At 71.2% G+C, this 22,567-nt stretch carries 24 protein-coding genes; 7 read left to right on the forward strand and 17 right to left on the reverse strand.

From position 1 onward, the window contains the following. Nucleotides 1-69 precede the first annotated feature (69 nt). The 3 genes from ACZ6YG_RS37360 to ACZ6YG_RS37370 all read left to right on the forward strand — a co-directional run bounded on the left by ACZ6YG_RS37360 (nt 70) and on the right by ACZ6YG_RS37370 (nt 1,713). A complete protein-coding gene (locus ACZ6YG_RS37360; protein ID WP_148036179.1) occupies nt 70-255 on the forward strand; it encodes a hypothetical protein in 186 nt (61 codons plus the stop codon). A 110-nt stretch (nt 256-365) separates the two neighbouring features. After that, nucleotides 366-1,118, forward strand: a complete 753-nt coding sequence (locus ACZ6YG_RS37365) for a DUF899 family protein (RefSeq protein WP_466020576.1) — start codon at nt 366-368, stop codon at nt 1,116-1,118. A 112-nt stretch (nt 1,119-1,230) separates the two neighbouring features. Beyond that, on the forward strand, nt 1,231-1,713 hold the full coding sequence (locus ACZ6YG_RS37370) for a hypothetical protein (RefSeq protein ID WP_466020577.1): 483 nt from the start codon (nt 1,231-1,233) through the stop codon (nt 1,711-1,713). Between the two features lie 231 nt (nt 1,714-1,944). Here ACZ6YG_RS37370 and ACZ6YG_RS37375 read toward each other — a convergent pair whose 3' ends face one another. From ACZ6YG_RS37375 to ACZ6YG_RS37450, 16 genes are all read right to left on the reverse strand, one after another. Then, nucleotides 1,945-2,931, reverse strand: a complete 987-nt coding sequence (locus tag ACZ6YG_RS37375) for a phosphotransferase family protein (protein WP_466020578.1) — start codon at nt 2,929-2,931, stop codon at nt 1,945-1,947. Between the two features lie 270 nt (nt 2,932-3,201). Next, complete coding sequence (locus tag ACZ6YG_RS37380) at nt 3,202-3,831, reverse strand: histidine phosphatase family protein (protein ID WP_466020579.1); 630 nt, start codon at nt 3,829-3,831, stop codon at nt 3,202-3,204. An 11-nt stretch (nt 3,832-3,842) separates the two neighbouring features. Next, nucleotides 3,843-4,694: a sulfite exporter TauE/SafE family protein gene (locus tag ACZ6YG_RS37385; RefSeq protein WP_148036174.1), complete on the reverse strand. Its 852-nt coding sequence runs from the start codon at nt 4,692-4,694 to the stop codon at nt 3,843-3,845. Continuing rightward, nucleotides 4,691-6,082 (reverse strand): MBL fold metallo-hydrolase, encoded by a 1,392-nt coding sequence (locus tag ACZ6YG_RS37390; protein ID WP_466020580.1) that lies wholly within the window; start codon nt 6,080-6,082, stop codon nt 4,691-4,693. Before ACZ6YG_RS37390 ends, ACZ6YG_RS37385 begins: the two co-directional genes overlap by 4 nt. Further along, the gene (locus ACZ6YG_RS37395) at nt 6,079-8,379 is read right to left on the reverse strand and encodes a xanthine dehydrogenase family protein molybdopterin-binding subunit (protein ID WP_466020581.1); all 2,301 of its coding nucleotides are present in this window, start codon (nt 8,377-8,379) and stop codon (nt 6,079-6,081) included. Before ACZ6YG_RS37395 ends, ACZ6YG_RS37390 begins: the two co-directional genes overlap by 4 nt. After that, entirely contained in the window at nt 8,376-8,852 is a 477-nt protein-coding gene (locus tag ACZ6YG_RS37400; protein WP_148036171.1) for a (2Fe-2S)-binding protein, read from the reverse strand. The genes ACZ6YG_RS37395 and ACZ6YG_RS37400 overlap by 4 nt, the downstream gene beginning before the upstream one ends. After that, nucleotides 8,849-9,721: an FAD binding domain-containing protein gene (locus ACZ6YG_RS37405; protein ID WP_466020582.1), complete on the reverse strand. Its 873-nt coding sequence runs from the start codon at nt 9,719-9,721 to the stop codon at nt 8,849-8,851. Before ACZ6YG_RS37405 ends, ACZ6YG_RS37400 begins: the two co-directional genes overlap by 4 nt. Continuing rightward, complete coding sequence (locus ACZ6YG_RS37410; RefSeq protein ID WP_466020583.1) at nt 9,721-10,335, reverse strand: SRPBCC family protein; 615 nt, start codon at nt 10,333-10,335, stop codon at nt 9,721-9,723. Before ACZ6YG_RS37410 ends, ACZ6YG_RS37405 begins: the two co-directional genes overlap by 1 nt. A 13-nt stretch (nt 10,336-10,348) precedes the next feature. Beyond that, a complete protein-coding gene (locus tag ACZ6YG_RS37415; protein WP_271276650.1) occupies nt 10,349-10,735 on the reverse strand; it encodes a RidA family protein in 387 nt (128 codons plus the stop codon). Next, complete coding sequence (locus ACZ6YG_RS37420; RefSeq protein WP_466020584.1) at nt 10,732-11,553, reverse strand: sulfurtransferase; 822 nt, start codon at nt 11,551-11,553, stop codon at nt 10,732-10,734. The genes ACZ6YG_RS37415 and ACZ6YG_RS37420 overlap by 4 nt, the downstream gene beginning before the upstream one ends. Nucleotides 11,554-11,555: 2 nt before the next feature. After that, on the reverse strand, nt 11,556-12,329 hold the full coding sequence (locus ACZ6YG_RS37425; protein WP_466020585.1) for an ABC transporter ATP-binding protein: 774 nt from the start codon (nt 12,327-12,329) through the stop codon (nt 11,556-11,558). Continuing rightward, nucleotides 12,326-13,126, reverse strand: a complete 801-nt coding sequence (locus ACZ6YG_RS37430) for an ABC transporter ATP-binding protein (RefSeq protein ID WP_148036166.1) — start codon at nt 13,124-13,126, stop codon at nt 12,326-12,328. The genes ACZ6YG_RS37425 and ACZ6YG_RS37430 overlap by 4 nt, the downstream gene beginning before the upstream one ends. Beyond that, nucleotides 13,123-14,151, reverse strand: coding sequence for a branched-chain amino acid ABC transporter permease (locus ACZ6YG_RS37435; RefSeq protein WP_148036165.1), 1,029 nt, complete (start codon nt 14,149-14,151; stop codon nt 13,123-13,125). The genes ACZ6YG_RS37430 and ACZ6YG_RS37435 overlap by 4 nt, the downstream gene beginning before the upstream one ends. Continuing rightward, a complete protein-coding gene (locus ACZ6YG_RS37440; protein ID WP_148036164.1) occupies nt 14,148-15,023 on the reverse strand; it encodes a branched-chain amino acid ABC transporter permease in 876 nt (291 codons plus the stop codon). Before ACZ6YG_RS37440 ends, ACZ6YG_RS37435 begins: the two co-directional genes overlap by 4 nt. Nucleotides 15,024-15,026: 3 nt before the next feature. Continuing rightward, entirely contained in the window at nt 15,027-16,208 is a 1,182-nt protein-coding gene (locus tag ACZ6YG_RS37445) for an ABC transporter substrate-binding protein (RefSeq protein ID WP_148036163.1), read from the reverse strand. A gap of 57 nt (nt 16,209-16,265) precedes the next feature. Beyond that, a complete protein-coding gene (locus tag ACZ6YG_RS37450) occupies nt 16,266-17,057 on the reverse strand; it encodes an MBL fold metallo-hydrolase (RefSeq protein WP_466020586.1) in 792 nt (263 codons plus the stop codon). A gap of 326 nt (nt 17,058-17,383) precedes the next feature. Between ACZ6YG_RS37450 and ACZ6YG_RS37455 the strand changes: the two genes are divergently transcribed. The 3 genes from ACZ6YG_RS37455 to ACZ6YG_RS37465 all read left to right on the forward strand — a co-directional run bounded on the left by ACZ6YG_RS37455 (nt 17,384) and on the right by ACZ6YG_RS37465 (nt 20,563). After that, nucleotides 17,384-18,052 (forward strand): TetR/AcrR family transcriptional regulator, encoded by a 669-nt coding sequence (locus tag ACZ6YG_RS37455; protein ID WP_148036161.1) that lies wholly within the window; start codon nt 17,384-17,386, stop codon nt 18,050-18,052. A gap of 103 nt (nt 18,053-18,155) precedes the next feature. Further along, nucleotides 18,156-19,817 (forward strand): class I adenylate-forming enzyme family protein, encoded by a 1,662-nt coding sequence (locus tag ACZ6YG_RS37460; protein WP_466020587.1) that lies wholly within the window; start codon nt 18,156-18,158, stop codon nt 19,815-19,817. Continuing rightward, the gene (locus ACZ6YG_RS37465; RefSeq protein ID WP_466020588.1) at nt 19,814-20,563 is read left to right on the forward strand and encodes an SDR family oxidoreductase; all 750 of its coding nucleotides are present in this window, start codon (nt 19,814-19,816) and stop codon (nt 20,561-20,563) included. The genes ACZ6YG_RS37460 and ACZ6YG_RS37465 overlap by 4 nt, the downstream gene beginning before the upstream one ends. A 14-nt stretch (nt 20,564-20,577) precedes the next feature. Here ACZ6YG_RS37465 and ACZ6YG_RS37470 read toward each other — a convergent pair whose 3' ends face one another. Further along, nucleotides 20,578-21,423, reverse strand: a complete 846-nt coding sequence (locus ACZ6YG_RS37470) for a TetR-type transcription factor C-terminal domain-containing protein (RefSeq protein WP_364231898.1) — start codon at nt 21,421-21,423, stop codon at nt 20,578-20,580. 108 nt (nt 21,424-21,531) lie between these two features. Between ACZ6YG_RS37470 and ACZ6YG_RS37475 the strand changes: the two genes are divergently transcribed. Next, nucleotides 21,532-22,566, forward strand: coding sequence for a phosphotransferase family protein (locus tag ACZ6YG_RS37475; RefSeq protein WP_271276641.1), 1,035 nt, complete (start codon nt 21,532-21,534; stop codon nt 22,564-22,566). Nucleotide 22,567 lies beyond the last annotated feature (1 nt).

Here is a 22,567-nt window from a genome sequence, read left to right on the forward strand (position 1 = left end):
CTGCCGCTGTGGGAGGTCGCGGCCTGGTTCACCACCGAGCGGCCGATCCCGATCAGGGCACTGCAGGACGTGCACCGCCACGACCGCGCCCTCACCCTCACCCAGCCGTCGACCCCCCTCGTCTACCTCCTGACCGCGCAGGTGAGAGCCACCTTGGCCGCGGAGGCGGTGGCGGGCGTCGTGGGCTTCCTGGTGCAGAACCGGCACATCGTCGACGCGTTCACCGTGACGGAGATCCGCGCCACCCACTCCTAAAACCTTTCCAAGCCCCGGCCGCGACGAGTTCCGGCCGGGTCGCGGGTCTGTTCTCATGACCGCCATGGCGTCGTACGACGCCGCCCGTCACGAGGACCACGGAGGACACCATGACACTGCCCGGCCGCCCGCCCGTCGTCGACCTCGCCACCTGGCAGGCCGCCCGTGACAAGCTCCTGGTCCGCGAGAAGGCCCACACCCGCGAGGGCGACGCCATCGCCGCCGCCCGCCGCCGGCTGCCGATGGTGGAGTTCGACGGTACGGTCGAGGTCGTCGGAGCCGACGGCCCGGTCCCGTTCCTGGACCTGTTCCAGGGCCGCGACGAGCTCGTGGTCTACAAGCACATGTGGCACGACGGCGCGCCGCACCAGGGGCAGTGCGAAGGCTGCACCGTCACGGCCTGGCACCTGAAGGACGCCGTCTACCTCAACGCCCGGGGCGTCTCGTTCGCCATCCTGACCACGGGCGTCTGGGACGAGGTGGCCCCCTTCGTCGACTTCATGGGCTACACCCAGCCCTGGTACTCGGTGCGCGACGTGGACGAGCCGGTGGGTGGAGAAATGGGGCACATCACCTGCTACCTGCGCGACGGCGACCGCGTGTTCCTGACCTACACCACGACGGGTCGTGGCATCGAGTCCGCCGACGGGTCCTTCGGCCTGCTCGACATGACGCCTTACGGCCGCGGCGAGGCATGGGAGGACAAGCCGGAGGGCTGGCCCGAGGGGCGCCACGCCTGCTGGTACTGGCGCTCGGACGCGGACGGCAACGCCACCTGGGGCCCCACCAGCCGCCCCGCACCGCAGTGGACCCGCCCCGGCGCGACCCCGGTGGACACCCTCGGCCGCCAAGGCGACCACTGACCGGCTGGATGGCCTTTTCCTACCCGTACAGTGATCGAACGGCGGCAACCGCGACCTGCATTCCTTGCAGGCCGGTCAGCGTGGAGACCGCCGGCGAGGAGCGGCACCGGACATGAGCGACACGCCTGCCACCGACGGCCGCGGGACGGTCGGCGTGTTCCTCGTCCTCGCCGCCGCGTTGACGATCGTCTGGGCGACGGGTTCATGGCTCGGCAAGATGTTCGACTGGACGCACCAGGGCTTCGCGTCGGCGTCCCTCGTCCAGCTCGCGGGCTACCTCATCGGCGGTGCGCTGCAATACTTGGCGATCTTCTCCTGGCCCGTGCTGCTCGCCCGGACGGGGCGGACGCTGTCCCGGCGTCGGTACACGGCCATGAGCGGCGTCCTGTTAGGCGCCGGGCTCACCACCTTCGCCCTGACGTTATGGTCGCGTGGCGACGCCCCGGTCACGACCTGGCCGCACTGGCTCCTGCTCGGAGTGACGGTGCAGGGGACGCTCGCCGGACTCGCCGGGCTCGGCCACTGCGCCTGTCTCGCCCGGAAATCACGAATGGCGGATCGACAGCCACCTGCGCGAGGAGATCGATCTGCTTGAGGCCGGCCGCAAGCAGATCACGCAACTCGCCGCCGTAGGTCGTCTGCTATCTCGATCGGCTTCGGGAGATCGGGGCGTCAGAGCGGGTGGTGGAGGCCGAGCGGGACGACTGGATCCTGGTCGCGGCCCGGTGGCCCGATCACATCCGCGTCCCGGCCGCCCCACCGCTGGAGGTGAGCGGGATCGGGAGCGCGGGTTACGCCGCGCACCCGGCACAGAAGCGGGTCACTGTCACACGAGCAGCGCCTCGAGCTCCGGAAGGCGGCCGAACATGTCGGGGAGGCCGCGCACGCCGTTGCCCACGGACTCGTGCGACAGCGCGAGGGCAGGGCCGGTGCTCGCCTCGACACCGGCGAGGCAGCGGAGGATGTTCCACCTCGTGAACCCCAGCCAGCCGCCGATCATGAACACGAACCAGCTTGGACCCGACGGCGGCAGCGCTCCGCCCCCCGCGACGTAACCGTCGAGTACCGAGCGGAAGATGGTGGGCTCGATGTCGTCGAAGCCAGATCCCTTCGCGAGGCTCAGCGCGGTCGAGCCGAGCTCACTGGCCAGGTCGAGCATCCCCGAGAGCTCCCAGTCGAGCACCACCGGTCGACCGTCTCGAGCGAGCAGGTTCCACGGTTGGATGTCCTTATGGGTCAGCACGACGGGGCCTGGCCGTTCGCAGGTGTCGACGAAGTGGGCGATCGCGAGGAATGTCTCGACGTGGGAGGCGAGTTCATCGGCCCACGGTTGTCCGGTCGACGCCGCCCGCTCGGCGAGTTCGGGCCAGTCCCGTGACGTCGGGTCCTCGATCGACACGTGGGTCCACTCGACGTCGAGTGCGTGGATGCGTGCGAGGATCTCACCGATCTCGAACGCGTACGCCGCCGACACCGGTGCTTCGGGCACCTTCTCTCCCTCGACCCACCGGTGGACGAGCGTGTGGTGGCTGGCCGAGATCGGCTCTGGCATCGGGATGCCGGCAGCGAAAGCCGCCCGCTCGAACCTGAACACGTCCTCGACGTGGTAGGTCCAGCGGCGGTCGACGAGGTTCAACTCCTTCACCGCGAACGACCCCTGGTCGGTGTCGAGCCGGTACAGCCGGTTGGCCGACCCGCCCTGGACACGGATCATCGGCCCGATCGGCGCGCCGAGATGCGAGAGGTTGGAGGGCACGTCGTCGTCCGCGGTCACCCCACGTAATCTAGTCGCTTTGATCACCAACCCGTCCAACGCAGCCTTCACCGCAGGGCAGGTGCTACTTCGTTTTGCTGCCGGGACCCCATCAGGTCAGGGCCATATCCGCCCGATTTTCCGCGAGCACTCCGGGGACCCGGGCCCCGGCGAGAAGAGCCTCCATGCTGCACGACGTGCCGCCGCCGGCGACCGCCCGCGCTTGGGCATGGACGGTGTGGCCACACCTGATGTCGGGGTCGAAAATGCAGGCGTTCTCGCCCGACGACCGTCCGCGGCGCTGCCGAGACTCACGGACTGGACAGCAGCTCAGCGGTAGGTCCGTGACGCCCCCAGGTGCGCGTGCTCGTTGTACGACAGCAGGCTCAGCCCTGAGGAGCCCGCCAGCACGGCTGTGATGGACGCGTTCACCATGACGCGGTTGAGTGCGACGACGCCGGTGGCCGGGACCTCCAGGAGCGAGCCTGCCGTGGCGGCGATGACGCCGGCGGAGGTCACCACGACAGCGTCCTGACCAGGCGCGAGACGGCCGGGGATGGCGTGCAGCGCCTCGACCGCGGAGCCCGCGAAGGTGTCCCATCCTCCCGGGTGGCCTTGCTCGATCCACTGCTTGAGTGCCTGGTCGAGGTGGGTCTGGAACTGGCGGCTGTCGCCGGTGGTGTGCGAAGTGCCATCGTCCAGGTACCGGCGGACGAGCCCGAGGTGGTCGTACTCGTTCCAGCGCGGATCCTCGACGGGGACGGCGGCCGGCAGGCCGAGCAGCGCGGCGGTGTCCTTCTGCCGGCGCAGCGACCCGGAAACGAGCAGCGGCTCGCGCGCCCGGCCCAAGAGCTCCTGACCGACGAGCCGGGCCTGGTGACGGCCGAGCTCGCTCAGGGCGTCGTAGTCCGCCGCGCCGAACGACGCCTGCCCGTGCCTGACGAGATAGATCACAGCCATCGCAACTCCACCTATGACACCGACGTGCTGCGGGCACGCACCGTCCACACGCGCCACGCACCGGCCACGAGTCCCACCGCGGCCAGTATCACCATGCCAGGGAGCAGCCCGCCGGGCGGCGCCGCCTGCTCCAGCAGCACGAACGCCCCCATCACCAGCACGAACCAGCCGAAGACGCTCCGCAGCCGGGCTTCGGGGATCCGTCCGGCGAGCCAGCCGCCGAGCACGCTGCCGAGGATGGCGGCCGCGGTGACGCCGATGGCGAGGTTCCAAGCGATGGAGACGCTGGTCAGGTAGCCGGCGAGGCCGGCGAAGGACTTCATCGCGATCACGATCAGCGAGGTGCCGACCGCGGCGGCCATCGGCAGCCCGCCGAGCAGCGCGAGGGCGGGGACGACGAGGAACCCTCCCCCGGCGCCGACCAGTCCGGTCACCAGGCCGACCACCACGCCGTCGATCAGGGCGCGGACCACGGCCACGTCGCCGCGGGCGTGCGCCGGTTCGGTACGCCGGGCGCGGAGCATCGCGATGGAGGTGGCGACCATCATCAGCGCGAAGCCGATCAGCAGGAGCCGCCCGGGTACGTAACCGCCGAGTATGCCGCCGCCGAAGGCGCCGACCATCCCGCCGGCGCCGAAGAGCACACCCGTCCGCCACCGGATCCGGCCCGCGCGGGCGTGGGTGACCGCCCCGGCGACCGAGGTGGCGGCCACGACCAGCAGGGAGGTGGCGATCGCCTGCTTCGGCTCCAGCCCCGCGACGTAGACCAGGATCGGCACTGTCAGGATCGAGCCGCCACCCCCCAGAGCGCCGAGCGCGACGCCGACCAGTAATGAGAGCGCCAGCACGACGGCGAGGGTCATGCCCCTCCGCTCGTCACCGTGAGGCCGGCGCCCGCCGCCTCGCCGAAGTGGTCGTCGACCGCCACCACGTCCCGGCCCGCCGCGGCGAGCAGCGACGCCGCCACCGAGGCGCGGTAGCCGCTCTGGCAGTGGATCCACAGCTCCCCGCCGGGCAGGTCCGATGACCGCAGCTCGTGCAGCGGCGCGTTCACCGCGCCCTCGATGTGCCCGGCCTCGAACTCGTCGGTCCGCCGTACGTCCAGGACCACGACCGGCCGCTCCCGCAGCACCTCGGCGAGGCGGCGGAAGTCGGCCTGGCCGAAGGCGGCCGGCTCCCGGTCGCTCCACTGACCGGGACCTCCGGTGGCCGCGGCCACCGGACGGTCGATGCCGATCCGTACCAGCTCGCGCTGCGCCTGTGAGACGTGCTCGGGCAGTTCGCCCAGCAGGGTGATCGGGGTTCCCCAGTCGAACAACCAGCCCAGGTTGGTCGCGAACGAGCCGTCCAGCCCGAAGTTGAAGCTGCCCGGCACGTGGCCGGCCGCGAAGGCCGTCCTGTTCCGCAGGTCGACCACCCACTCGCCCGCGTCGACGCGGCGCCGGATCTCCTCCGGCGTCGCCTCGCGCGGGAACGTCAGATCGGGCCGCTCAGGACCGGCGCTGTTCAGCGACGCCATGTGGACGTAGTACCCCGGCCAGTCGCCCAGCCCTTCCAGCAGCTGCCGGACGTAGGTGTCCTCGTCGTGCAGCAGCACGGGGTTGGTGGAACGCTCCATGCCGATGGTGGACTCCGCGGCGTCGGACTGCGTGGCCGAGCAGAACGAGCCGAACCCGTGGGTCGGGTAGAGCAGCGCGTCGTCCGGCAGCAGCTCGCGCAGCCGCCGCGCCGAGCCGTGCTGCAACCGGGCCAGCCGGTCGGTGTGCTCCTCGCCCAGCAGGTCCGGCCGCCCGGTCGAGCCGTAGAGCAGCGACCCTCCGGAGAAGACCGCCAGCCCCTGCCCCGAGTGCCGGTCGTGCAGCACGTAGGAGAGGTGGTTGAAGGTGTGCCCCGGCGTGGCCACGACCTCCACCCGGATCCGGTCCCCGATCCCGAGCGACTGCCCGTCGTGGAGCGGCTCCCGGTCGAAGGCGACCTCGTCCCTGTCGTTGAGCAGGTACGCCGCGCCGGTCTCCCTGGCCAGCGCGAGCCCGCCGGTGACGTAGTCGTTGTGGACGTGGGTCTCGAACACGTGCGTCAGCGACAGGCCCTCGCGGTCCAGCACCTCCAGCACCCGGTCGATGTCGCGCTGCGGGTCCACCACGAACGCCACCGATCCGTCGTGCACCAGGTAGCTGCGGTCACCCAGGCTCGGGGTGTCGATCGGCACGATCGACAGCGTCCGTTGCGGGGTGACGCCGGTGGGGGTCATGCCCGGCCCCCTTCGTCGACGCACTTCAGCACGCGTTCGGCGAGCATCGGCAGGGTGGTGGGCCTGGCGCCCACGGCGTCCTCGACCGCGCTGGCGATCGTGGCCGCGCACGGCCCGATCGGCGGCTCCCCGATGCCCCGCGCGTTGAACGGCCCCACGCCCTCACCGGACTCCAGGACCTTCACCTCGATCTCCGGGCAGTCGGCGGCCGTCGGGATGGCGTACTGGTAGAAGGCGCCGGTGAGGTTGACGGCCTCGTCGTACACGATCCGCTCGGACAGGGCGTATCCCAGGCCCTGCACGACCGCGCCCTCGATCTGGCCGCGCACGCTGAGCGGGTTGATCGCCCGGCCCACGTCGTGGGCGGCGACGTAGCGCAGTGGCCGCACCTCACCGGTCCGGGTGTCGACCTCGATGTACGCCGCGTGGGCCCCGAAGGTGAAGTCCGGGACGATCCGCTCGGAGTCGATCAGCTGGGTCACCGGCTTCGCGGTGGGCGCGAAGTACGTCTTCATCGCGTTGATCGCCACGCCGTTCGCCAGGCACATCGCCACGACCTCGGCCAGCGGCACCACCCCCTCAGGCGTGAGCACGCCGCCCTCGGCGAGCGTCAGGTCGTGCTCGGCACAGCCGGTCGCCTTCGCCACGCCCGCCACCAGCTGGGCGCGGAGCTCGCGGGCCGCCGACAGCACGGCGTTGCCGGACATGTAGAGCTGCCGGGTCGCCGTGGTCCGTCCCGCCAGCGGGGTGCGCGCGCTGTCGCCGAAGTGGACCGTGACGTTCTCGATCGGCACGCCCAGCACCTCGGCGGCGATCTGCGCCAGCGACGACACCTGGCCGCCGCCCACGTCGGGCACGCCGCAGCGCACCACGACGCCGCCGTCGCGCTCGCAGCCCACCCATGCGGAGGCGGAGTCGTTCATCCACGCCACCCGCCCGTACGGCTGCACGTTGCACGCCAGTCCCAGACCCACCCGGTGCTCGGGTGAGGACGGCTCGGGCCGGGGGCCGATCGCCTCCATCACCGCGTCGATGCACTGCGGCAGCCACACGGCGGTCTCGATGGGCTGTCCGGCGGGGATCCGGTCGCCCGTCTTGAAGGCGTTGCGCTTGCGGACTTCGACGCGGTCCCGGCCGGCCGCGTCGGCGACCTTGTCGATCTGCGCCTCGTAGCCCAGCACCGGCTGCATCCCGCCGAACCCGCGGAACGCCGAACCCGGCGTGTTGTTCGTGTAGGCCGCGCGCGAGCGCACCCGTACGTTGTCGCAGCGGTACGGCCCGGCCGCGTTCAGGGTGATGTACAGCAGCACGAAACCGCTGAGCAGCGGGTAGGCGCCCGCGTCCGAGACGATGTCGATGTCGTGGGCCAGCAGCTGGCCGTCCTCGGTCGCCGCGGTCCGGTAGCTCATCCGCACCGGGTGCCGCTTGGCCCGCGCGGTCAGCGACTCCTGCCGGCTCCAGGTCATCTTCACCGGCCGGCCGGTCCGCTGCACCGCCAGCGCGATGTACGGCTCGACGGTCATGTCCTCCTTGCCGCCGAAGCCGCCGCCGAGGTACGGCGCCTGGACGCGCACCTTGGAGTCCGGCAGCCCCACGACGTGCGCGATGCGCCGGTAGTGCTCGATCTCCTGCGTGGAGACCTTGATGTTGATGACGCCTTCGTCGTCCAGCCACCCGATGCCGGTCTCCGGCTCCAGGTAGGCATGGTCGACGACCTGCGCCTCGTAGCGGCCCTCCACCACGATCGGCGCCTCGGCGAACACCTTGTCGACGTCGCCGCGGTCGATGTTCCACTCGCTGAGCAGGTTGCCGCCCTCGTGCACCCGCGCCGAGCCGGACTCCAGGGCGGACTCCGGGTCCGAGACCACGGGGAGCGCGTCGTACTCGATCTCCACCAGCGCCTCGGCGGCGGCCAGCGCCCGCGTGTTCTCGGCCACCACCAGCGCGACCGGTTCGCCGTGGTAGCGCACCCGCTCGGTGGCCAGCACCCAGGACGGCGGCAGCGGCCGCCCCTTGATCCCGGCGGTGTTGGTCGGGATCTCGTTGTTGGGCACGTCCTCGCCGAAGAGCACGGCGACGACCCCGGGCACCGCCAGCGCGGCGGTCGCGTCCTTGGCCACGATCCGCGCCGAGGGCAGCGGCGAACGGACCAGGCGGGCGTAGAGCTGGCCGGCGACGTCGAAGTCACCGGCGTAGCGGGTCTTGCCGAGCAGCTTCTCGCGCGAGTCCTGCCGCTTCACCTCGGTGTTGACCACGCGGGTCGTCTCCCGGGCGCGGCTCGGGACGGTCTCCGTCATCGGGTCGCCCCCTCCTCCGCCGCCTTGACCACGGCGTCCACGATCGCCTGGTAGCCGGTGCACCGGCAGAGGTTGCCGTGCAGGTGCTCGCGCACCTTGGCGGGCGTGACCTCGTCGCCGGAGCGGAGCAGCTCGACGGCCGACATCAGCATCCCCTGCGTGCAGAAGCCGCACTGGGAAGCGCCGGTCTCCCAGAACTTCGCCTGCAGCGGGCTCAGCTCCTCGCCTTCGGCCAGGGACGCGCTGGTCTCCACCCGCGCGCCGTCGACCTGGACCGCCAGGGTGGTGCAGCCGGTCGCCGACCGGCCGTCGACGAGCACCGTACAGGTCCCGCAGGTGCCCTCGTTGCAGCCCTCCTTGACCTCGTAGGCGTGGGCCTGCTCGCGCAGCCAGCGCACCAGCGTGGTGTCGGCGGGCGCGTGACCGGTGACCTCCTTGCCGTTGAGTGTCATCCGGGTCTCGACGTGGCTCATGCCTGTTCCCTCCTCGCGTCGGCGCAGGCGTCCCTGACCGCCCGCACCGCCATCGCCTCGATCAGCCGGGCCCGGTCCGCACCCTTGGTGTACGGGTCGTCGGCGACGTCGAGAGCCGCGGCCAGGCCCGACATCACCCGCTCCGCCTCCGCGACGGTGACACCGGTGAGCCGTCGCTCGACCGCTTCCAGCCGGAGCGGCCGGTCGGCGGCGCCGGTCACGGCGACGGCCGCGCTGCTGATCCGGTCGCCGTCCAGCGCGACGCCCGCGGCGGCGGAGGCCAGGGCGAAGTCGCCGGCGCGGCGTGAGTACTCGTGGAAGCCCCACCCGTGGCGCGGGCGCAGCGGTATCCGGACCGCCGTCACCAGCTCACCCGAGCGGAGGTCGGTCTGGTAGTAGCCCAGCGAGAACTCCCGCGCCGGGCGCCACTCCTGGCGGCCCAGGCTCTCGACCCGGTAGTCGGCCTCCAGTACGTGGCAGCTCACCGGCAGCTCGGCCGCCGCGTCCCCGTGGGAGACCGAGCCGCCGATGGTGCCGCGGTTGCGGATCCGCCGGCTGCCGATGTGGGCCGCGGCCATCGCGAGCAGCGGCGCGTGCTCGGCGATCAGCGGGTCGGTGGTCAGTTCGGCGTGGGTGACCGCCGCGCCGACGACGAGGTGTCCGCCGTCGACGCCGATCGTGCGCAGCGCGGGGATGCCTGACACGTCGACCAGGAACGCGGGCGCGGCCAGGCCGAGGTTCATCATCGGCACCAGGCTCTGGCCTCCCGAGATCGGGCGGGTGTCCTCGCCTCCCTCGGCGAGCAGGGTGAGCGCCTCGGGGACGCTGCGGGCCCGCTCGTAGGCCATCGTGGTGAGTACGTCCGACATCAGCGGGTCTCCCTCCTCCCGACGCTCCGGCCGAGGAGGAAGGCGAGGACCAGCGCCACCAGGCCCGCGGCCGCGCCGGCGAGCTGTTTCTTGGGCACCAGCGAGCCGTCGAGCAGGTTGATCGGCTCGGCCTCCACAGCCGGGGCGACCGGGCTGCCGGCGGCCGGGGCGGGCTCGTCGATCCTGGAGGCGAGGCTGTCGGCGAACTGGCGCATCAGCTTCGAGCTCACGTCCTTGATCGGCCCCTGCCCGAGTTGGGCGACTCGGCCGGTGAGGCCCAGGTCGGTCGCCAGGGTCACCTGCGTACCGCCGGGGACCTCGGTCAGGCCGGCCTTGATCTTGGCCTTCACCGTGCCGCCGCCGCGGCCGTCGCGGCCGCCGACCTCGATGGTGGCCACCTTGTTCACCTCGTCCTTGACGAGGAACCTGGCCTCACCCGTGTAGGTCATGTTCATCGGGCCGATACGCAGCGCCACCCGGCCGGTGAGCGCCTCGCCCTCGACGGACTCCACGGTGGCGCCGGGGACGCAGGGGGCGACCCGGCCCAGGTCGGTGAGGAACTCCCACGCCCGCTCCGGGGTCGCGGGCACGACGAACTGGTTGTCGATGCGCACGGTGACTCCTCCCTTACTTACTGCCGGGTTCGCGGGCCACGGCGATCGCCTGGACCTCCAGGCGCCACGCGGGGTTGAGGAACCCGGAGACCTCCACGACGGTGCTGGTGGGCCGGTGGTCGCCGAAGAACCGGGCGCGGACCGCCGAGACCTCGGGGCCGTCGGCGACGTCGCGCAGGTAGGTCGTGATCGACACCACGTCGGACATCGCCAGGCCCTCGTCGGCCAGGCAGCCCTCCAGGTTGGCGAAGACCTGCTCGGCCTGGGCGACCAGGTCGTCGGCGGGCAGGGTGTCGCCGTTGCGGTCGACCGGCACCTGCCCGGAAACGAAGCACAGGCCGGCCGCTGTCATGGTCTGGACGTAGGCGCCGAGCGGCGCCGGGCCCTTTCGCTGGTTCATCCGTGCCTCTGGATCGGGTTGTCGGCGTGCTGGGACCATTCGGACCACGAGCCGTCGTAGAGGGCGAGGTCGCTGAAGCCGGCGTCGCGCAGGGCGATGAGCACGGCGGCCGCGGAGACGCCCCCGCCGCAGTAGAGGACCGCGGGGCGGTCCTTGTCCACGCCGGCGTCGGCGGCCAGCCGGGCGACTTCCTCGCCGCGCCTGAAGCGGCCGTCCTCCCCGATCAGGCTCGGGGAGGGGAGCCGGTTGGCGCCGGGGATCCGCCCCTCGGAGGCCGCGAAGGTCTCCTCCATCCGGCAGTCGACCAGCGTCACGTCGTCGCGGCCGAGCAGCGCGCGGACCTCGTCCATCTCCCGGCGCATCCCCTGCGGGGCGCCGGGGCGGTAGTCGCGCGGCTCCGGGCGGCCGTCGGCCTGGTCCGTGGAGACCTCGAGGCCGGCCGCCTGCCAGGCGGGGAAGCCGCCGTCGAGGATCGCGACCCGCTGGTGGCCGTGGTGCAGCAGCGCCCAGGCCAGCCGGGAGGCGGTGAACAGGGAGTTGTCGTCGTAGGCGACCACGAGGGTGTCGTTGCCGACGCCCAGGCGTGACATGGCCTTGGCGAACTCCTCGGGCTCAGGAAGCATCCCCTCGACGCCGTCGACGGTGGTGCCCCAGTCCTCGATCCAGTCGGCGTGCACCGCGCCGGGGACGTGGCCGGCGGCCCACATGTCCCGGCCGCCGGGCCCGTCCGCGAGCGAGGCGCGGGTGTCGACGACCCGGACGTCCGGCCGGCCGAGCATCTCGGCCAGGGCCGCGGGCTCAAGGTAGATCTGGTTCATCCTCATGCTCCTAGGTAGATCGCTTGCACCCTCGACGAGCGGGCGAGGTCGGCGGCGGCGCCTTCCTCGACGATCCGCCCGGTTTCGAGGACGTAGGCGTGGTCTGCCAGTTCGAGCGCCAGGTTGGCGTTCTGCTCGGAGAGCAGGATCGTGTAGCCCTGCGCGCGCAGCGCGACCAGCGCCTCGTAGATGCGGTTGACCAGCACCGGGCTGAGCCCCATCGACGGCTCGTCGAGGACGAGCATCTCGGGCCGGGCCATCATCGCCCGCCCCATCGCGAGCATCTGCTGCTGGCCGCCGGAGAGCAGACCGGCCTTGCTGTCAGTGCGCTCCCTCAGCTCGGGGAAGAGGTCGAAGACCTCGCCGAGCTTCTCGGCGTCCCGCCAGCCGCCGGGACGCCGCACCGCGCCCATCCGGAGGTTCTCGAGCACCGTCAGGTCGGCGAAGACCCGGCGGCCCTCCGGCACGAGCGCGATGCCGTGCCGTGCGATGGCGTGGGTGGGCAGCCCGGCCAGGGACTCGCCCCGGAAGGTGACCTTCCTCGACCCGCTGGGCTGGAGCCCGAGTATGCCGCGGATGGTGGTCGTCTTGCCGGCGCCGTTGTTCCCGACCAGGCAGGTGACCTGGCCCGGCAGCGCCCGGAAGCTGACGCCGTGGACGACCTCGACGCGGCCGTAGCGGACCGTGAGGCCCTCCACGACGAGGCCCTGGGTCTGGACGTGCTCCCCGGCCCGCTCGTGGACGCCCGCCCGGGTGTTGGTGTCCATGCTGCTCATAGCGTGAGTTCCTCGCTCTTCGCGTGGCCGGGGCCGAGGTAGGCCTCGATCACCCTCGGGTCCTTCTGGACCTCGGCCGGCGACCCCTCGGTCAGCACCCGTCCCTGGTCGAGGACGACGACGTGCTCGGAGATGCTCATCACCAGCTTCATGTTGTGCTCGATGAGCAGCACCCCGATGCCCTCCTGGGCCATCCCGGCGATGGTCTCGGCCAGCGGCATGGCACTGGCCGGGGGCAGCCCGGCGGCGGGCTCGTCGAGGACGACCACCTCCGGCTCCATCGCCAGCACGCGGACCATCTCGACGAGCTTCGCCTCGCCGAAGGGCAGGGACTCCACCAGGGAGTCGGCCCGGTGCTCCAGCCCGAACTTGCGCAGCAGAGCCCGTGCCGACTCCTCGGCCTCCCGCTCGTTGCGCCGGGTACGAGGACCACGGATCAGGTCGCCCAGGTGGCTGCCCTTCTGCCGGGAGTACGCTCCCATCGCGACGTTGTGCAGCACCGTCATGCCGGTGAAGACCTCCAGGTTCTGGAAGGTCCGCCCCAGGCGGTGGCCCGCGCGGGCGACCGCCTTGCCGGCCGGCAGTTCGGCGCCGTTGACGAAGACCTGGCCGGCGTCCTGCGTGACGAAGCCGGAGATGACGTTGGCCAGCGTGCTCTTGCCGGCGCCGTTCGGCCCGATCACCGCGGTGATCGATCCCGCCGGCGCCCGCAGCGTCACGTCCTTCAGCACCTGCAGGCCGCCGTATGCCTTGGACACGCCGGTGACCCGCAGGCCCTGGCGCTCGCTCGTACTCATGCCCGCACCACCTCCTGGTCCGGCTTGGCCTGTTCGGCCGCCTCGCGCTTGGCCCGCTCGCGGCGGTCCTCGCGGCGCGCGGCCAGCTCGCCCGCGAGGCCACGGGGGAAGAGCTGGATGGCGATCAGGAAGATCACGCCCATGATCAGCGGCTCGTAGTCCGCGTAGTCGGCGGCGAACACCTCGATGCCCGTGAGCAGCAGCGCTCCGAGGATCGGGCCGATCATCCGTCCCGCCCCCGAGAGCACGAGGGCGACGACCAGGAGGACGGCCATCATGAAGTCGAAGGTGGAGGGGCTGATGAAGCGGGAGTCGAAGGCCTCCAGCGCCCCCGCGACGCCGGCGTAGAAGCCGCTCATGCCGAACGCGAGCAGGCGCAGCTTGAACGGGCTGGCGCCGGCGGCCAGGGCCGCGGGCTCCGAGGCGCCGTAGGCCCGCAACGCCCGGCCGGTACGCGACACCAGCAGGTTGTGGGCCACGATCGCGCCGATGATGGCGAGCAGCGCGACGAAGCCGTACTTCACGATCGGCTCGGTGAACTCGAAGCCGAACACCGAGAACGGCGGGATGCCGACCAGGCCGTTGGGCCCGCCGGTGAGCTCGACCATCCGCCCGAAGAGGAGGAAGAGCACGAACCCGGCGCCCAGGGTCGCCATCTTGAAGTAGATCTCCTTCAGGCGCATCGACATCATGCCCACCAGCAGCGCCGCCAGGGTCACCACCACCGGCGCGATGACCAGCGCGAGCACGGGCGGCACGTCGAAGCGCACCGCCGCGATGCCGGCGGCGTAGGCGCCGAGGCCGAAGAATCCGGCCTGGGCCAGGGAGATCATCCCGGCCATGCCGTTGATGAAGTTCAGGCCGGTCAGCAGGATCACGTAGATCGCCATCCGGGTCCAGATGTGCAGCGCGTAGTCGGTCGCCATCAGCATCGGGAGCAGGAGCAGGAGACCGATCGTGATCCACAGCTCCCAGGAGTTCGTCCTGCCCAGGGAGCGTGGCAAAGCGCTGAGACGACTGCTCATGTGCGCACCGCCCGGGCCGTGCCGAACATGCCGGTGGGCTTGAAGGTCAGGATCGCGAGCAGCACCACGAAGGCGACCACGTCCGCGTACGCCGACGTTCCGTACCCCGCCACGACCGCCTCGGCGACGCCGAGCAGCAGGCCGCCCGCCAGCGCGCCCTGCGGGTTGCCGAGACCGCCGAGCATCGCCGCGGCGAAGCCCTTGAGACCCAGCAGGGTGCCGGAGTCGAACGACATCACGGTCAGCGGGGCCAGGCCCGCGCCGGCCACGGCGCCGAGGGCCGCCGCGATGACGAACGCCCAGCGGGCCGTGGTGCGGTAGGAGACGCCGAACGTCTGCAGCGTCTCGGAGTCTCCCGCGGCGGCGCGCAGGGTGGTGCCGAGCTTGGTCCGCCGGAAGAACAGCGTCAGCGCGACCACGACCAGTACGGCGAGGACGAGGTTGAGAATCGTCTGCCGGCTGGTCGAGGCGCCCAGGATCCGCAGCGACTCCGAGCCGAGCACCGAGGGCAGCGCATAGGTGTCGCGGACCGAGATCAGCATCGCGGCGCCCTTGACGATCACCGCGATGGCGATCGTGGCGATCGTGATGGCGGCCGGCGTCCGGAGGCGGCCGAAGCCGAGCAGCCCCATCTCCGTCAGCAGCCCGAGCACGGTGGTCACCGCGATCGCGACCAGGATCGCGACGAAGATCGGGACGTCCCACGCCTCGTAGAGCATGGCGGCGCTGAGTCCGCCGACCATGACGTACTCACCCTGGACGAAGTTGATGGCTCCGGTGGCGTTGAAGATGACGCCGAAGCCCAGGGCGACGATCGCGTAGATCGCGCCCACGCTGAGCCCCGAGAGCAGGACCTGGATGAAAAGATCCATGGCTCACTCCGCCGGGACGAATCGCGAACCGTCCCACTGGACGACGGCGACGTCGTCGGCGGTCAGCCCGCTGTGGTCGTCCGGGGTGAACTTGAAGACGCCGGTCACGCCCACGTGGGACCCGAGGCCCTCGATCGCCTTGGCGACCTTCTCGCCGTCGGGGTCGCCGCCGGTCGCGCGCAGCGCCTCGACCGCCACCATCATCGCGTCGTAGGCCTGGCCCGCGTAGACGTTCGGCTGCTCCCCGGCGTACTTCTCGGCGTAGCTGGTGGCGAAGTCCTCCATCGCCGCCTTCTGCTGGTCGCTGTCCTCGGTCTTGTCCCAGATCGGCAGCTTCGGCGAGACCAGGATCGTGCCCTCGGCCGCCGCGCCGGCCTGCTGCATGTAGCGGTCGTCGACGAAGCCGAAGCCGTGCATCACCATGACGTCACGGTCGGCGAGCACGCTGCGCACGTTCTTGAGGAACGTCACGCCGGAGGGCTGGATGGTCCAGGCCAGGTAGGCCTGCGGGTCGTTGCCGGCGAGCCGCTTGACCTGGGGGGTGAGGTCGTTGGCGGCCGGGTCGAAGGCCGCGGTGAACACCTTGATGCCGGCCTCGGGGGCGAGCCGCTCGAGCTCCTCCTGGGCCGACTGCCCGAAGCTGGAGGTGTCCGGCATGAACGCGACCCTGGTCACGTCCTTCGCCTTCCAGTACTCGATCAGCTTCTCGATCATCACCGTGTCGTTGAACGTGGTCTTGAAGGTCAGCCGGTGGTCCGCCGCCGGCTCCACGATCTGACGGGCTCCCTCGGTGGCGATGAAGGTGATGCCCTTGCCGCTGGTGATGGGGTCCATCGCCAGCGCGATGCCCGACGAGCCGCCGCCGCCGACGACGAGTTCCACGCCGTCGCTGTCGAGCATGCGGTTGGTCTGCTGCACGGCGGTGGAGGTGTCGCCGGCGGGGTCGTAGAAGACCCACTTGATCTTCTTGCCGTCGATGCCGCCCTGGCTGTTGACCTGCTCCACGGCCAGCTCGGCACCCTTGCGCATCTTGTCGCCCAGCTTCGCGCCAGCCCCCGAGACGGAGAACAGGGTCCCGATCGTGATAGTGTCGTCACCGCCGCCGGCCCCGGAGCTGCCCAGACCGCAGGCAGACGAGGCGAGGAGGGCCGAACCGGCCAGCAACGCGAGGATCTTCTTCCTCATCGGATCTCCTTGATCCGGGAGCCGCTCCACGGCTCCCGATGGGTGGCTAAAGGCGGATCACTCGGGAAGGGTCCCGATGCGACCCATGTCGAACGCCTCGCTCATGTGGAGCGGCAGCACGTTGTCGCCGCCGATCTCCTTGATGCGGACCATCTGGTCGTAGGCCTCGAACAGGTCGGTGTGTCCGCCGGGGGGGATCACCTTGAAGTGCTCCGACTCCTCTTCCGAGGGGTAGAAGTTCTCCTTGAGCACGCACATCCCGGCGATGACGTAGGTGCCTTCGGAGGTCTTGACGATCGCCGACTGGCCGCCTTGGGTGTGGCCAGGGGTGAGGATGAGGTCGAAGCCCTCGGCGATCTGGTGGTCGCCGTCGAGCTTGGTCAGGCCCATGTCCTCGATGCGCTGGTAGTGCTCGGCCGGGGCGAACGACGTCGCGAACATCTCGTGAGAAGGGGTGTTGTCCCACTCGGCGCGCTGGACGAAGATCTCACTGTCGCCGAACGGATCCATGGTCATGCAGTGGTCCCAGTCCAGGTGCGTCAGGACCGTGACGTCGATGTCGGAGGCCTTCATCCCGCGCTCGCGCAGGTGGGACTCGATCGGCTTGACGTCGACGACGTCGGCGAAGACCTGGCCGACGTGGACGAGTTCCCTGTCGACCGGGCGGATGTGCTGGTTGTAGTCGTCCGCGCTGCAGCCGACGTCGATGAGGGCGGCGAAACCGGGCTTGCGGATCAGCCAGGCGACGTAGGGGACGTCGATCGCGACACCCGCGTTGTGCATGTAGGTGAAGCGACTCTTCTCTCGGTGCGGACCGTAAGCCACGACCAGCGGCTCAATGGTGAACAACTCGATCCTCCTCAGGGGGCCGTGCAGGCATCTGCTCGGGTGAGACGACCGTCGTCCTGGAACTGAACACTCAACCAGCCCGTAGTGGAACTGAACGATCAAATAGCAGCGAAAAACGTTTGGGGGGGCTCGCCTCCGCGTCTGTGCGCTGGACACTAGCCGAGAAATTCCGATTGCGGTAGTACTAACTGTATGCGCAAATAGTTTTCGCCCGAAACAAGCCCGGCGACGCTCGTGAGCCTTAGGCTGGGCGACACAAGGTCCCCCGTAACCGCCGAGGGCGCGACGGGCACCTCACGGGGAAGCACACGACCACGAGGACAGGGATGAAGACGACACGGCAGACGCCGGTGGCGGGGCCACCTGCGAAGCGTGCCCGGAAGGTCCGCGACGCCGAGCGGTCACGGATCGCGATCCTCGACGCCGCGGAGCAGCTCTTCGCCGACTTAGGCTTCCAGGGCGCCTCGCTGGCGGCGATCGCCGAACGGGCCTATGTCTCGGTCGGGCTGCCGGGCTACTTCTTCGGCTCCAAGGAGGACCTCTACCACGAGGTGCTGCAACGGGTCTTCGAACGGCGCGACGCGGCGCTCGAGTTGGTGGCGACCGAAGCCGAGCAGCTCCTGGAGGCGTCACCCGGCGACGGGGAGGCGGCGCTGCGCCGGCTGATCGGCGGCTATGTCGACTTCCTGCTCGACAACCCGACCTTCGTCTCTCTGCTCACGCGCGACGCGCTCGAACGCGTCGGCCGGCGCGAGGGGCAGCCGCGGCACTCCCAGCGATTCGCCGACCGGATGATCAGGATCATGGCCCAGGCCGGCGTGGTGGAGGCGGACGAAGCCCCCGAGCAGCTCTTCCTGAGCCTGATCGGGATGTGCTACTTCCCTCTTGAGCACGACGCGACCATCGTGGCCGGCATGGGACAGCGGGCCTGGGCGCAGGCGTTCCAGGAGAAGCGGGTGGCCCACATCGTGCGGCTGCTCCGCCCGTCCGCCTAGCTCTCTCCGGGGGGCCGGTCCCGGTACGCACCGGGCCGCCCTGTATACCTAACACCGACCGAACGATCACTCAGTCTCCATCGCAGACCGGGGAGGTAGCGGGATGAACGAGAGACGCTGGACGGCGCTCTACCCACAGGCGGTGACGGACGCCCGGCCCGTCGGCCACACCTCGCTCGCCGAGGCGTGGCGCGAGCGGGTGCGACGGGAGCCGGACGCCCGCGCGCTCGCGTACTTCGACGGCGCCATGACCGTCCGGGAGGCCGACGAGGCCAGTGACGCCCTCGCGGCCGCGTACCGCTCCCTCGGCACCCGGCACGGCGACCGGGTGGGGATCTACTTGCAGAACATCCCGCAGTTCGCCCTCTCGTTCCTCGCCCTGTGGAAGCTCGGGGCGACGGCGCTGGTGCTCAACCCGATGTACCGCGGCCAGGAGCTGCGGCGGCTGATCGACGACTCCGGCGCGGTCGGGGTCGTCTGCGCCGACGCCGACGTGCCGCAGGTCTCCGAGACCCTGTCCGGCAGCTCGGTGCGCTGGACGGTGAGCACCTCTCCCCTCGCCTTCCAGACCCGCGACGACCCTCGGGTGTTCGGTGAAACCGAACGGAAGGCGCCCGCCTCGCACGGTGACCTGGAGGAGCTGATCGAGCGGTTCCGGGGCGACGTCGTGGAGTCGCCGGAGCTGACACCGGACGACGTCGCGCTTCTGACGTACACCTCCGGCACGACCGGGCCGCCCAAGGGCGCGATGAACACGCACGGCAACGTGCTCTCCGTCGCCGCCGGCTTCGCCACGTGGGTCGGCCTCCGGCCCGGCGACGCGGTGTACGCGATGGCGCCGCTGTTCCACATCACCGGCTCGGTCATCAACGCGGTCATCGCGATGATGCATGACGCCGTGCTCGTCCTGACCGGCCGGTTCCGTCCCGAGGTGGCGATCGACGCCTTCGTCGAGCACCAGGTGACCTTCACCATCGGGTCGATCACCGCGTTCAACGCGATCTACCAACTGCCGCACGCCTCGCGGGAGCATTTCGCGTCGATGAGGTCGGTCTACAGCGGCGGCGCCCCGATCCCGCCGTCGACCATCGAGCGGTTCCGGGAGCGGTTCGGCGTCTACATCCACAACGTCTACGGGATGACCGAGACGTCCTCGGGGGTGATCGCCGTGCCGCTGGGCGTGGAGGCGCCGGTGGACGAGGCGAGCGGGACGCTCTCCATCGGCGTGCCGCTGCCCGGCCTGGACGCGCGGGTCGTGAACGCCGCCGACGAGCCGGTCGGACCGGGCGAGCAGGGCGAGCTGGCGCTGCGCGGGCCGCAGGTGGTGCCCGGCTACTGGCGCAAGCCCGAGGCGACCGCCTCGACGATGCCCGGCGGATGGCTGCACACCGGCGACGGGGCGATCATGGACGCGGCGGGCTGGGTCTACCTGGTCGACCGGCTCAAGGACCAGATCAACACCTCCGGCTACAAGGTCTGGCCGCGCGAGGTCGAGGACGCGCTCTACGCCCACCCGGCGGTGCACGAGGTGGCGGTCGTCGGACGGCCGGATGACTATCGAGGGGAGACCGTCGTGGCCTACGTGTCACTCAAGGCCGGAGAGTCGGCCGAGGAGAAGGAGCTGATCGCTTTCACCCGGGGGCGGCTGGCGGCCTACAAGTGCCCGCGCGAGATCCACCTCGTACCCGACCTGCCCAAGACGCAGACGGGGAAGATCCGGCGCAACGTCCTGCGGGACGGCGACGGGCCGGGGGCCGGCCAGTGACCGGGTCTCCGCGCCTGGCGGGGCGCGTCGCGATCGTGACCGGGGCCAGCCGGGGGATCGGCCTGGCCATCGCCGAACGGCTCGTCGCCGAGGGCGCCCGGGTGTGCGTCACGGCCCGGAAGCCGGAGCCGCTGGAGGAGGCGGCGGCGTCCTTCCCGGAAGGCTCGGTGCTGCCCGTGGCCGGCCGGGCCGACGACCCGGAGCACCGGTCCGAGGTGTTCTCGCGCGTGCTGGCCGAGTGGGGCCGGCTCGACGTCCTGGTCAACAACGCGGGCATCAACCCGGCGTACGGTCCGCTCACGGACCTCGACCTGGACGTCGCCCGCAAGATCATGGAGGTCAACGTCCTCGGCACCCTCGCCTGGACCCAGGAGGCCGTCCCCCACGGCGTGGGCTGCGTGGTCAACGTGACCTCGGTGACCGGGGACGTGCCGTCGGAGGGGATCGGGATGTACGGCATCTCCAAGGCCGCCGTCTCCCACCTCACCCGGACCCTCGCCGCCGAGCTCGGTCCGGACGTACGCGTCAACGCCGTCTCACCGGCGGTGATCAAGACACGGTTCTCCCGTGCCCTGTACGAGGGCAAGGAGGCGGAGACCGTCGCGCGGTACCCGATGAAGCGGCTCGGCGCCCCCGAGGACGTCGCCGGCGCCGTCGCGTACCTGGTGTCCGACGACGCCGCCTGGGTGACCGGCCAGATCCTCACCCTCGACGGCGGTCTGCTGGTCGCCGGAGGGACCGCCTGAGCGGCGCGGCGGGGTCAGCCGGCCCGCAGCAGCGCGACCGCGTAGTCGGCGTACCGCCGGGCCACCTGCTCCGCCGACAGCGGGCCGTCGGGGCGGAACCACGACGGCAGCGAGGTGCACATGGTCGCGACGGCGCGGGTCGCGGTCCGCACGTCCGCCGGTGCCCCGCCGTCCACGGCCACCGCCCTCCGCGCCTGCTCGTCGAGGAGGTGCTGCACCTCGTCGCGGAGCGCGGTGATCCGGGCGCGCTCCGCCGGGGCGAGGCTGCGCATCTCGCTCGCGCCGAGAAAGGCCAGGTCGGCGCGGAGCGCGTGGAACAGCGCCAGGGCCTCGACCATCCGCGCGAACCGCCCGAGCTCCCCCCCTTCCCCGTCGGCTGTCTCGTCGCGCGCGGCGATCAGCCGCCACCGGATGTCGGCCATGGTCAGGTCGAGCAGCCGCACCAGCATGTCCTGCTTGCTCGTGTAGTGGTGGTAGACGCCGGCCACGCTCAGCCCGGCCTCGGCGGCCACCTCGCGCATCGTGGCCGCGTGGTATCCACGGGCGACGAAGACCCGCAGCGCCGCGGCCAGCGCCGGGTCGAGCCCCAACGCCCCGAAGGCCCGCCAGTCGTCTCCCCCGGGGCCGGCCGCGGCGGGCTCCGGCACCCGCACCGGGTCACCGCCCAGCAGCCGCGCCGCCGGAACGTCCAGGACCTGGGCCACCTCGCCCAGCCGGTCGACCGTCAGCGGGGTGCGCCCGGTCTCGAGAGCGCTCATCGTCGCCGGGCTGACGCCGACGCGCGCCGCCAGCGCACGCAGGCTCAGCCCACGCGCGAGGCGCGCGGCCCGGATGGCGGCGCCTGGTGTGTGTTCAGCCATACCGAACACACTACTCCACCACGCCCGCCGATTGCGCTGGTTAAAGGTGTTCGCTCACTGAGGGACCCCGCCTTTGGCGACTGAACGCACGTTCGGTATCATGCGCTCATGAGCAGCATCGACCCCGCCGCCCTGACCGGTCTCGACCGGCTCGCGCCGGCCCTGGCCGAGGCCACCGAGGACGACCGCTGGCGCTCCTGCACCGCAGAGCTGATCATCGGCGGGAAGAGCAATCTGACCTTCACCCTGCGCAGCGACGCCGGCGAGCTCGTCCTGCGCCGGCCGCCGACAGGACACCTGCTGCCGAGCGCCCACGACATGGCCCGGGAGGCCAGGGTCCAGCGCGGGCTCGCCGAGACGGACGTGCCGGTGCCCCGCATCGTGCTGGTCGACGAGGGCGACCTGATCGGCGTCCAGTTCTACGTGATGGAGAAGGTCCCCGGACACGTCGTCCGCGACCGGACGCCCGACGGCTGGGCGGAGACGCCCGAGGAGCGGCGGGCGATGTCGTTCGCCCTCGCCGACACGCTGGCCGCCCTGCACGCCGTCGACTACGACGCGGTCGGCCTCGGCGACTACGGCCGCCCCGAGGGTTTCATGGCGCGTCAGGTCCGCCGCTGGTCCGGCCAGTGGGACAAGAGCCACACCCACGAGGTCCCCGAGATGGAAGAGCTGGCCCGGCGCCTGGCCGCCGACGTGCCGCAGCAGCAGCGCGCCACGATCGTCCACGGCGACTTCCGCACCGACAACGTCGTGTACGACGCCGGCGACCCGGCGCGGATCAACGCCGTCCTCGACTGGGAGCTCTCGACGCTCGGCGACCCCATGAGCGACGTCGCCCTGCTGATGCTCTACTGGCGTGAAGCCGGCGACGACGGCCTCAGCCTGGTCCCGGGCGTCTCGCACCTGCCGGGCTTCCCCACCCGCGCCGAGATGCTCGACCGCTACGCCACCGCGGCGGGCGTCGACCTCGCCGACCTGACGTGGTACCAGGCGTTCGCCCACTTCAAGTTCGCCGTCATCGTCCAGGGCGTCGCCGCGCGCTCCAAGGCCGGCGCGATGGGCGGCCAGGACTTCGGCGACCTCGACGACCTCGTCCTCCGGCTGGGCGCCGAAGGGCTCGACCACCTGAAGGAGCACTGAC

Source organism: Nonomuraea sp. NPDC054003 (genome assembly GCF_055585125.1).

Bases quoted from the DNA above. Each gene is read 5' to 3' on its own strand.
- ACZ6YG_RS37460 (WP_466020587.1), top strand. From the start codon at position 18,156: ATGAACGAGAGACGCTGGACGGCGCTCTACCCACAGGCGGTGACGGAC.
- ACZ6YG_RS37445 (WP_148036163.1), bottom strand. From the start codon at position 16,208: ATGAGGAAGAAGATCCTCGCGTTGCTGGCCGGTTCGGCCCTCCTCGCC.
- ACZ6YG_RS37395 (WP_466020581.1), bottom strand. From the start codon at position 8,379: ATGACGGAGACCGTCCCGAGCCGCGCCCGGGAGACGACCCGCGTGGTC.
- ACZ6YG_RS37370 (WP_466020577.1), top strand. From the start codon at position 1,231: ATGAGCGACACGCCTGCCACCGACGGCCGCGGGACGGTCGGCGTGTTC.
- ACZ6YG_RS37400 (WP_148036171.1), bottom strand. From the start codon at position 8,852: ATGAGCCACGTCGAGACCCGGATGACACTCAACGGCAAGGAGGTCACC.
- ACZ6YG_RS37475 (WP_271276641.1), top strand. From the start codon at position 21,532: ATGAGCAGCATCGACCCCGCCGCCCTGACCGGTCTCGACCGGCTCGCG.
- ACZ6YG_RS37390 (WP_466020580.1), bottom strand. From the start codon at position 6,082: ATGACCCCCACCGGCGTCACCCCGCAACGGACGCTGTCGATCGTGCCG.
- ACZ6YG_RS37415 (WP_271276650.1), bottom strand. From the start codon at position 10,735: ATGAACCAGCGAAAGGGCCCGGCGCCGCTCGGCGCCTACGTCCAGACC.
- ACZ6YG_RS37430 (WP_148036166.1), bottom strand. From the start codon at position 13,126: ATGAGTACGAGCGAGCGCCAGGGCCTGCGGGTCACCGGCGTGTCCAAG.
- ACZ6YG_RS37425 (WP_466020585.1), bottom strand. From the start codon at position 12,329: ATGAGCAGCATGGACACCAACACCCGGGCGGGCGTCCACGAGCGGGCC.
- ACZ6YG_RS37470 (WP_364231898.1), bottom strand. From the start codon at position 21,423: ATGGCTGAACACACACCAGGCGCCGCCATCCGGGCCGCGCGCCTCGCG.
- ACZ6YG_RS37455 (WP_148036161.1), top strand. From the start codon at position 17,384: ATGAAGACGACACGGCAGACGCCGGTGGCGGGGCCACCTGCGAAGCGT.
- ACZ6YG_RS37380 (WP_466020579.1), bottom strand. From the start codon at position 3,831: ATGGCTGTGATCTATCTCGTCAGGCACGGGCAGGCGTCGTTCGGCGCG.
- ACZ6YG_RS37365 (WP_466020576.1), top strand. From the start codon at position 366: ATGACACTGCCCGGCCGCCCGCCCGTCGTCGACCTCGCCACCTGGCAG.
- ACZ6YG_RS37440 (WP_148036164.1), bottom strand. From the start codon at position 15,023: ATGGATCTTTTCATCCAGGTCCTGCTCTCGGGGCTCAGCGTGGGCGCG.
- ACZ6YG_RS37420 (WP_466020584.1), bottom strand. From the start codon at position 11,553: ATGAACCAGATCTACCTTGAGCCCGCGGCCCTGGCCGAGATGCTCGGC.
- ACZ6YG_RS37405 (WP_466020582.1), bottom strand. From the start codon at position 9,721: ATGTCGGACGTACTCACCACGATGGCCTACGAGCGGGCCCGCAGCGTC.
- ACZ6YG_RS37435 (WP_148036165.1), bottom strand. From the start codon at position 14,151: ATGAGCAGTCGTCTCAGCGCTTTGCCACGCTCCCTGGGCAGGACGAAC.
- ACZ6YG_RS37385 (WP_148036174.1), bottom strand. From the start codon at position 4,694: ATGACCCTCGCCGTCGTGCTGGCGCTCTCATTACTGGTCGGCGTCGCG.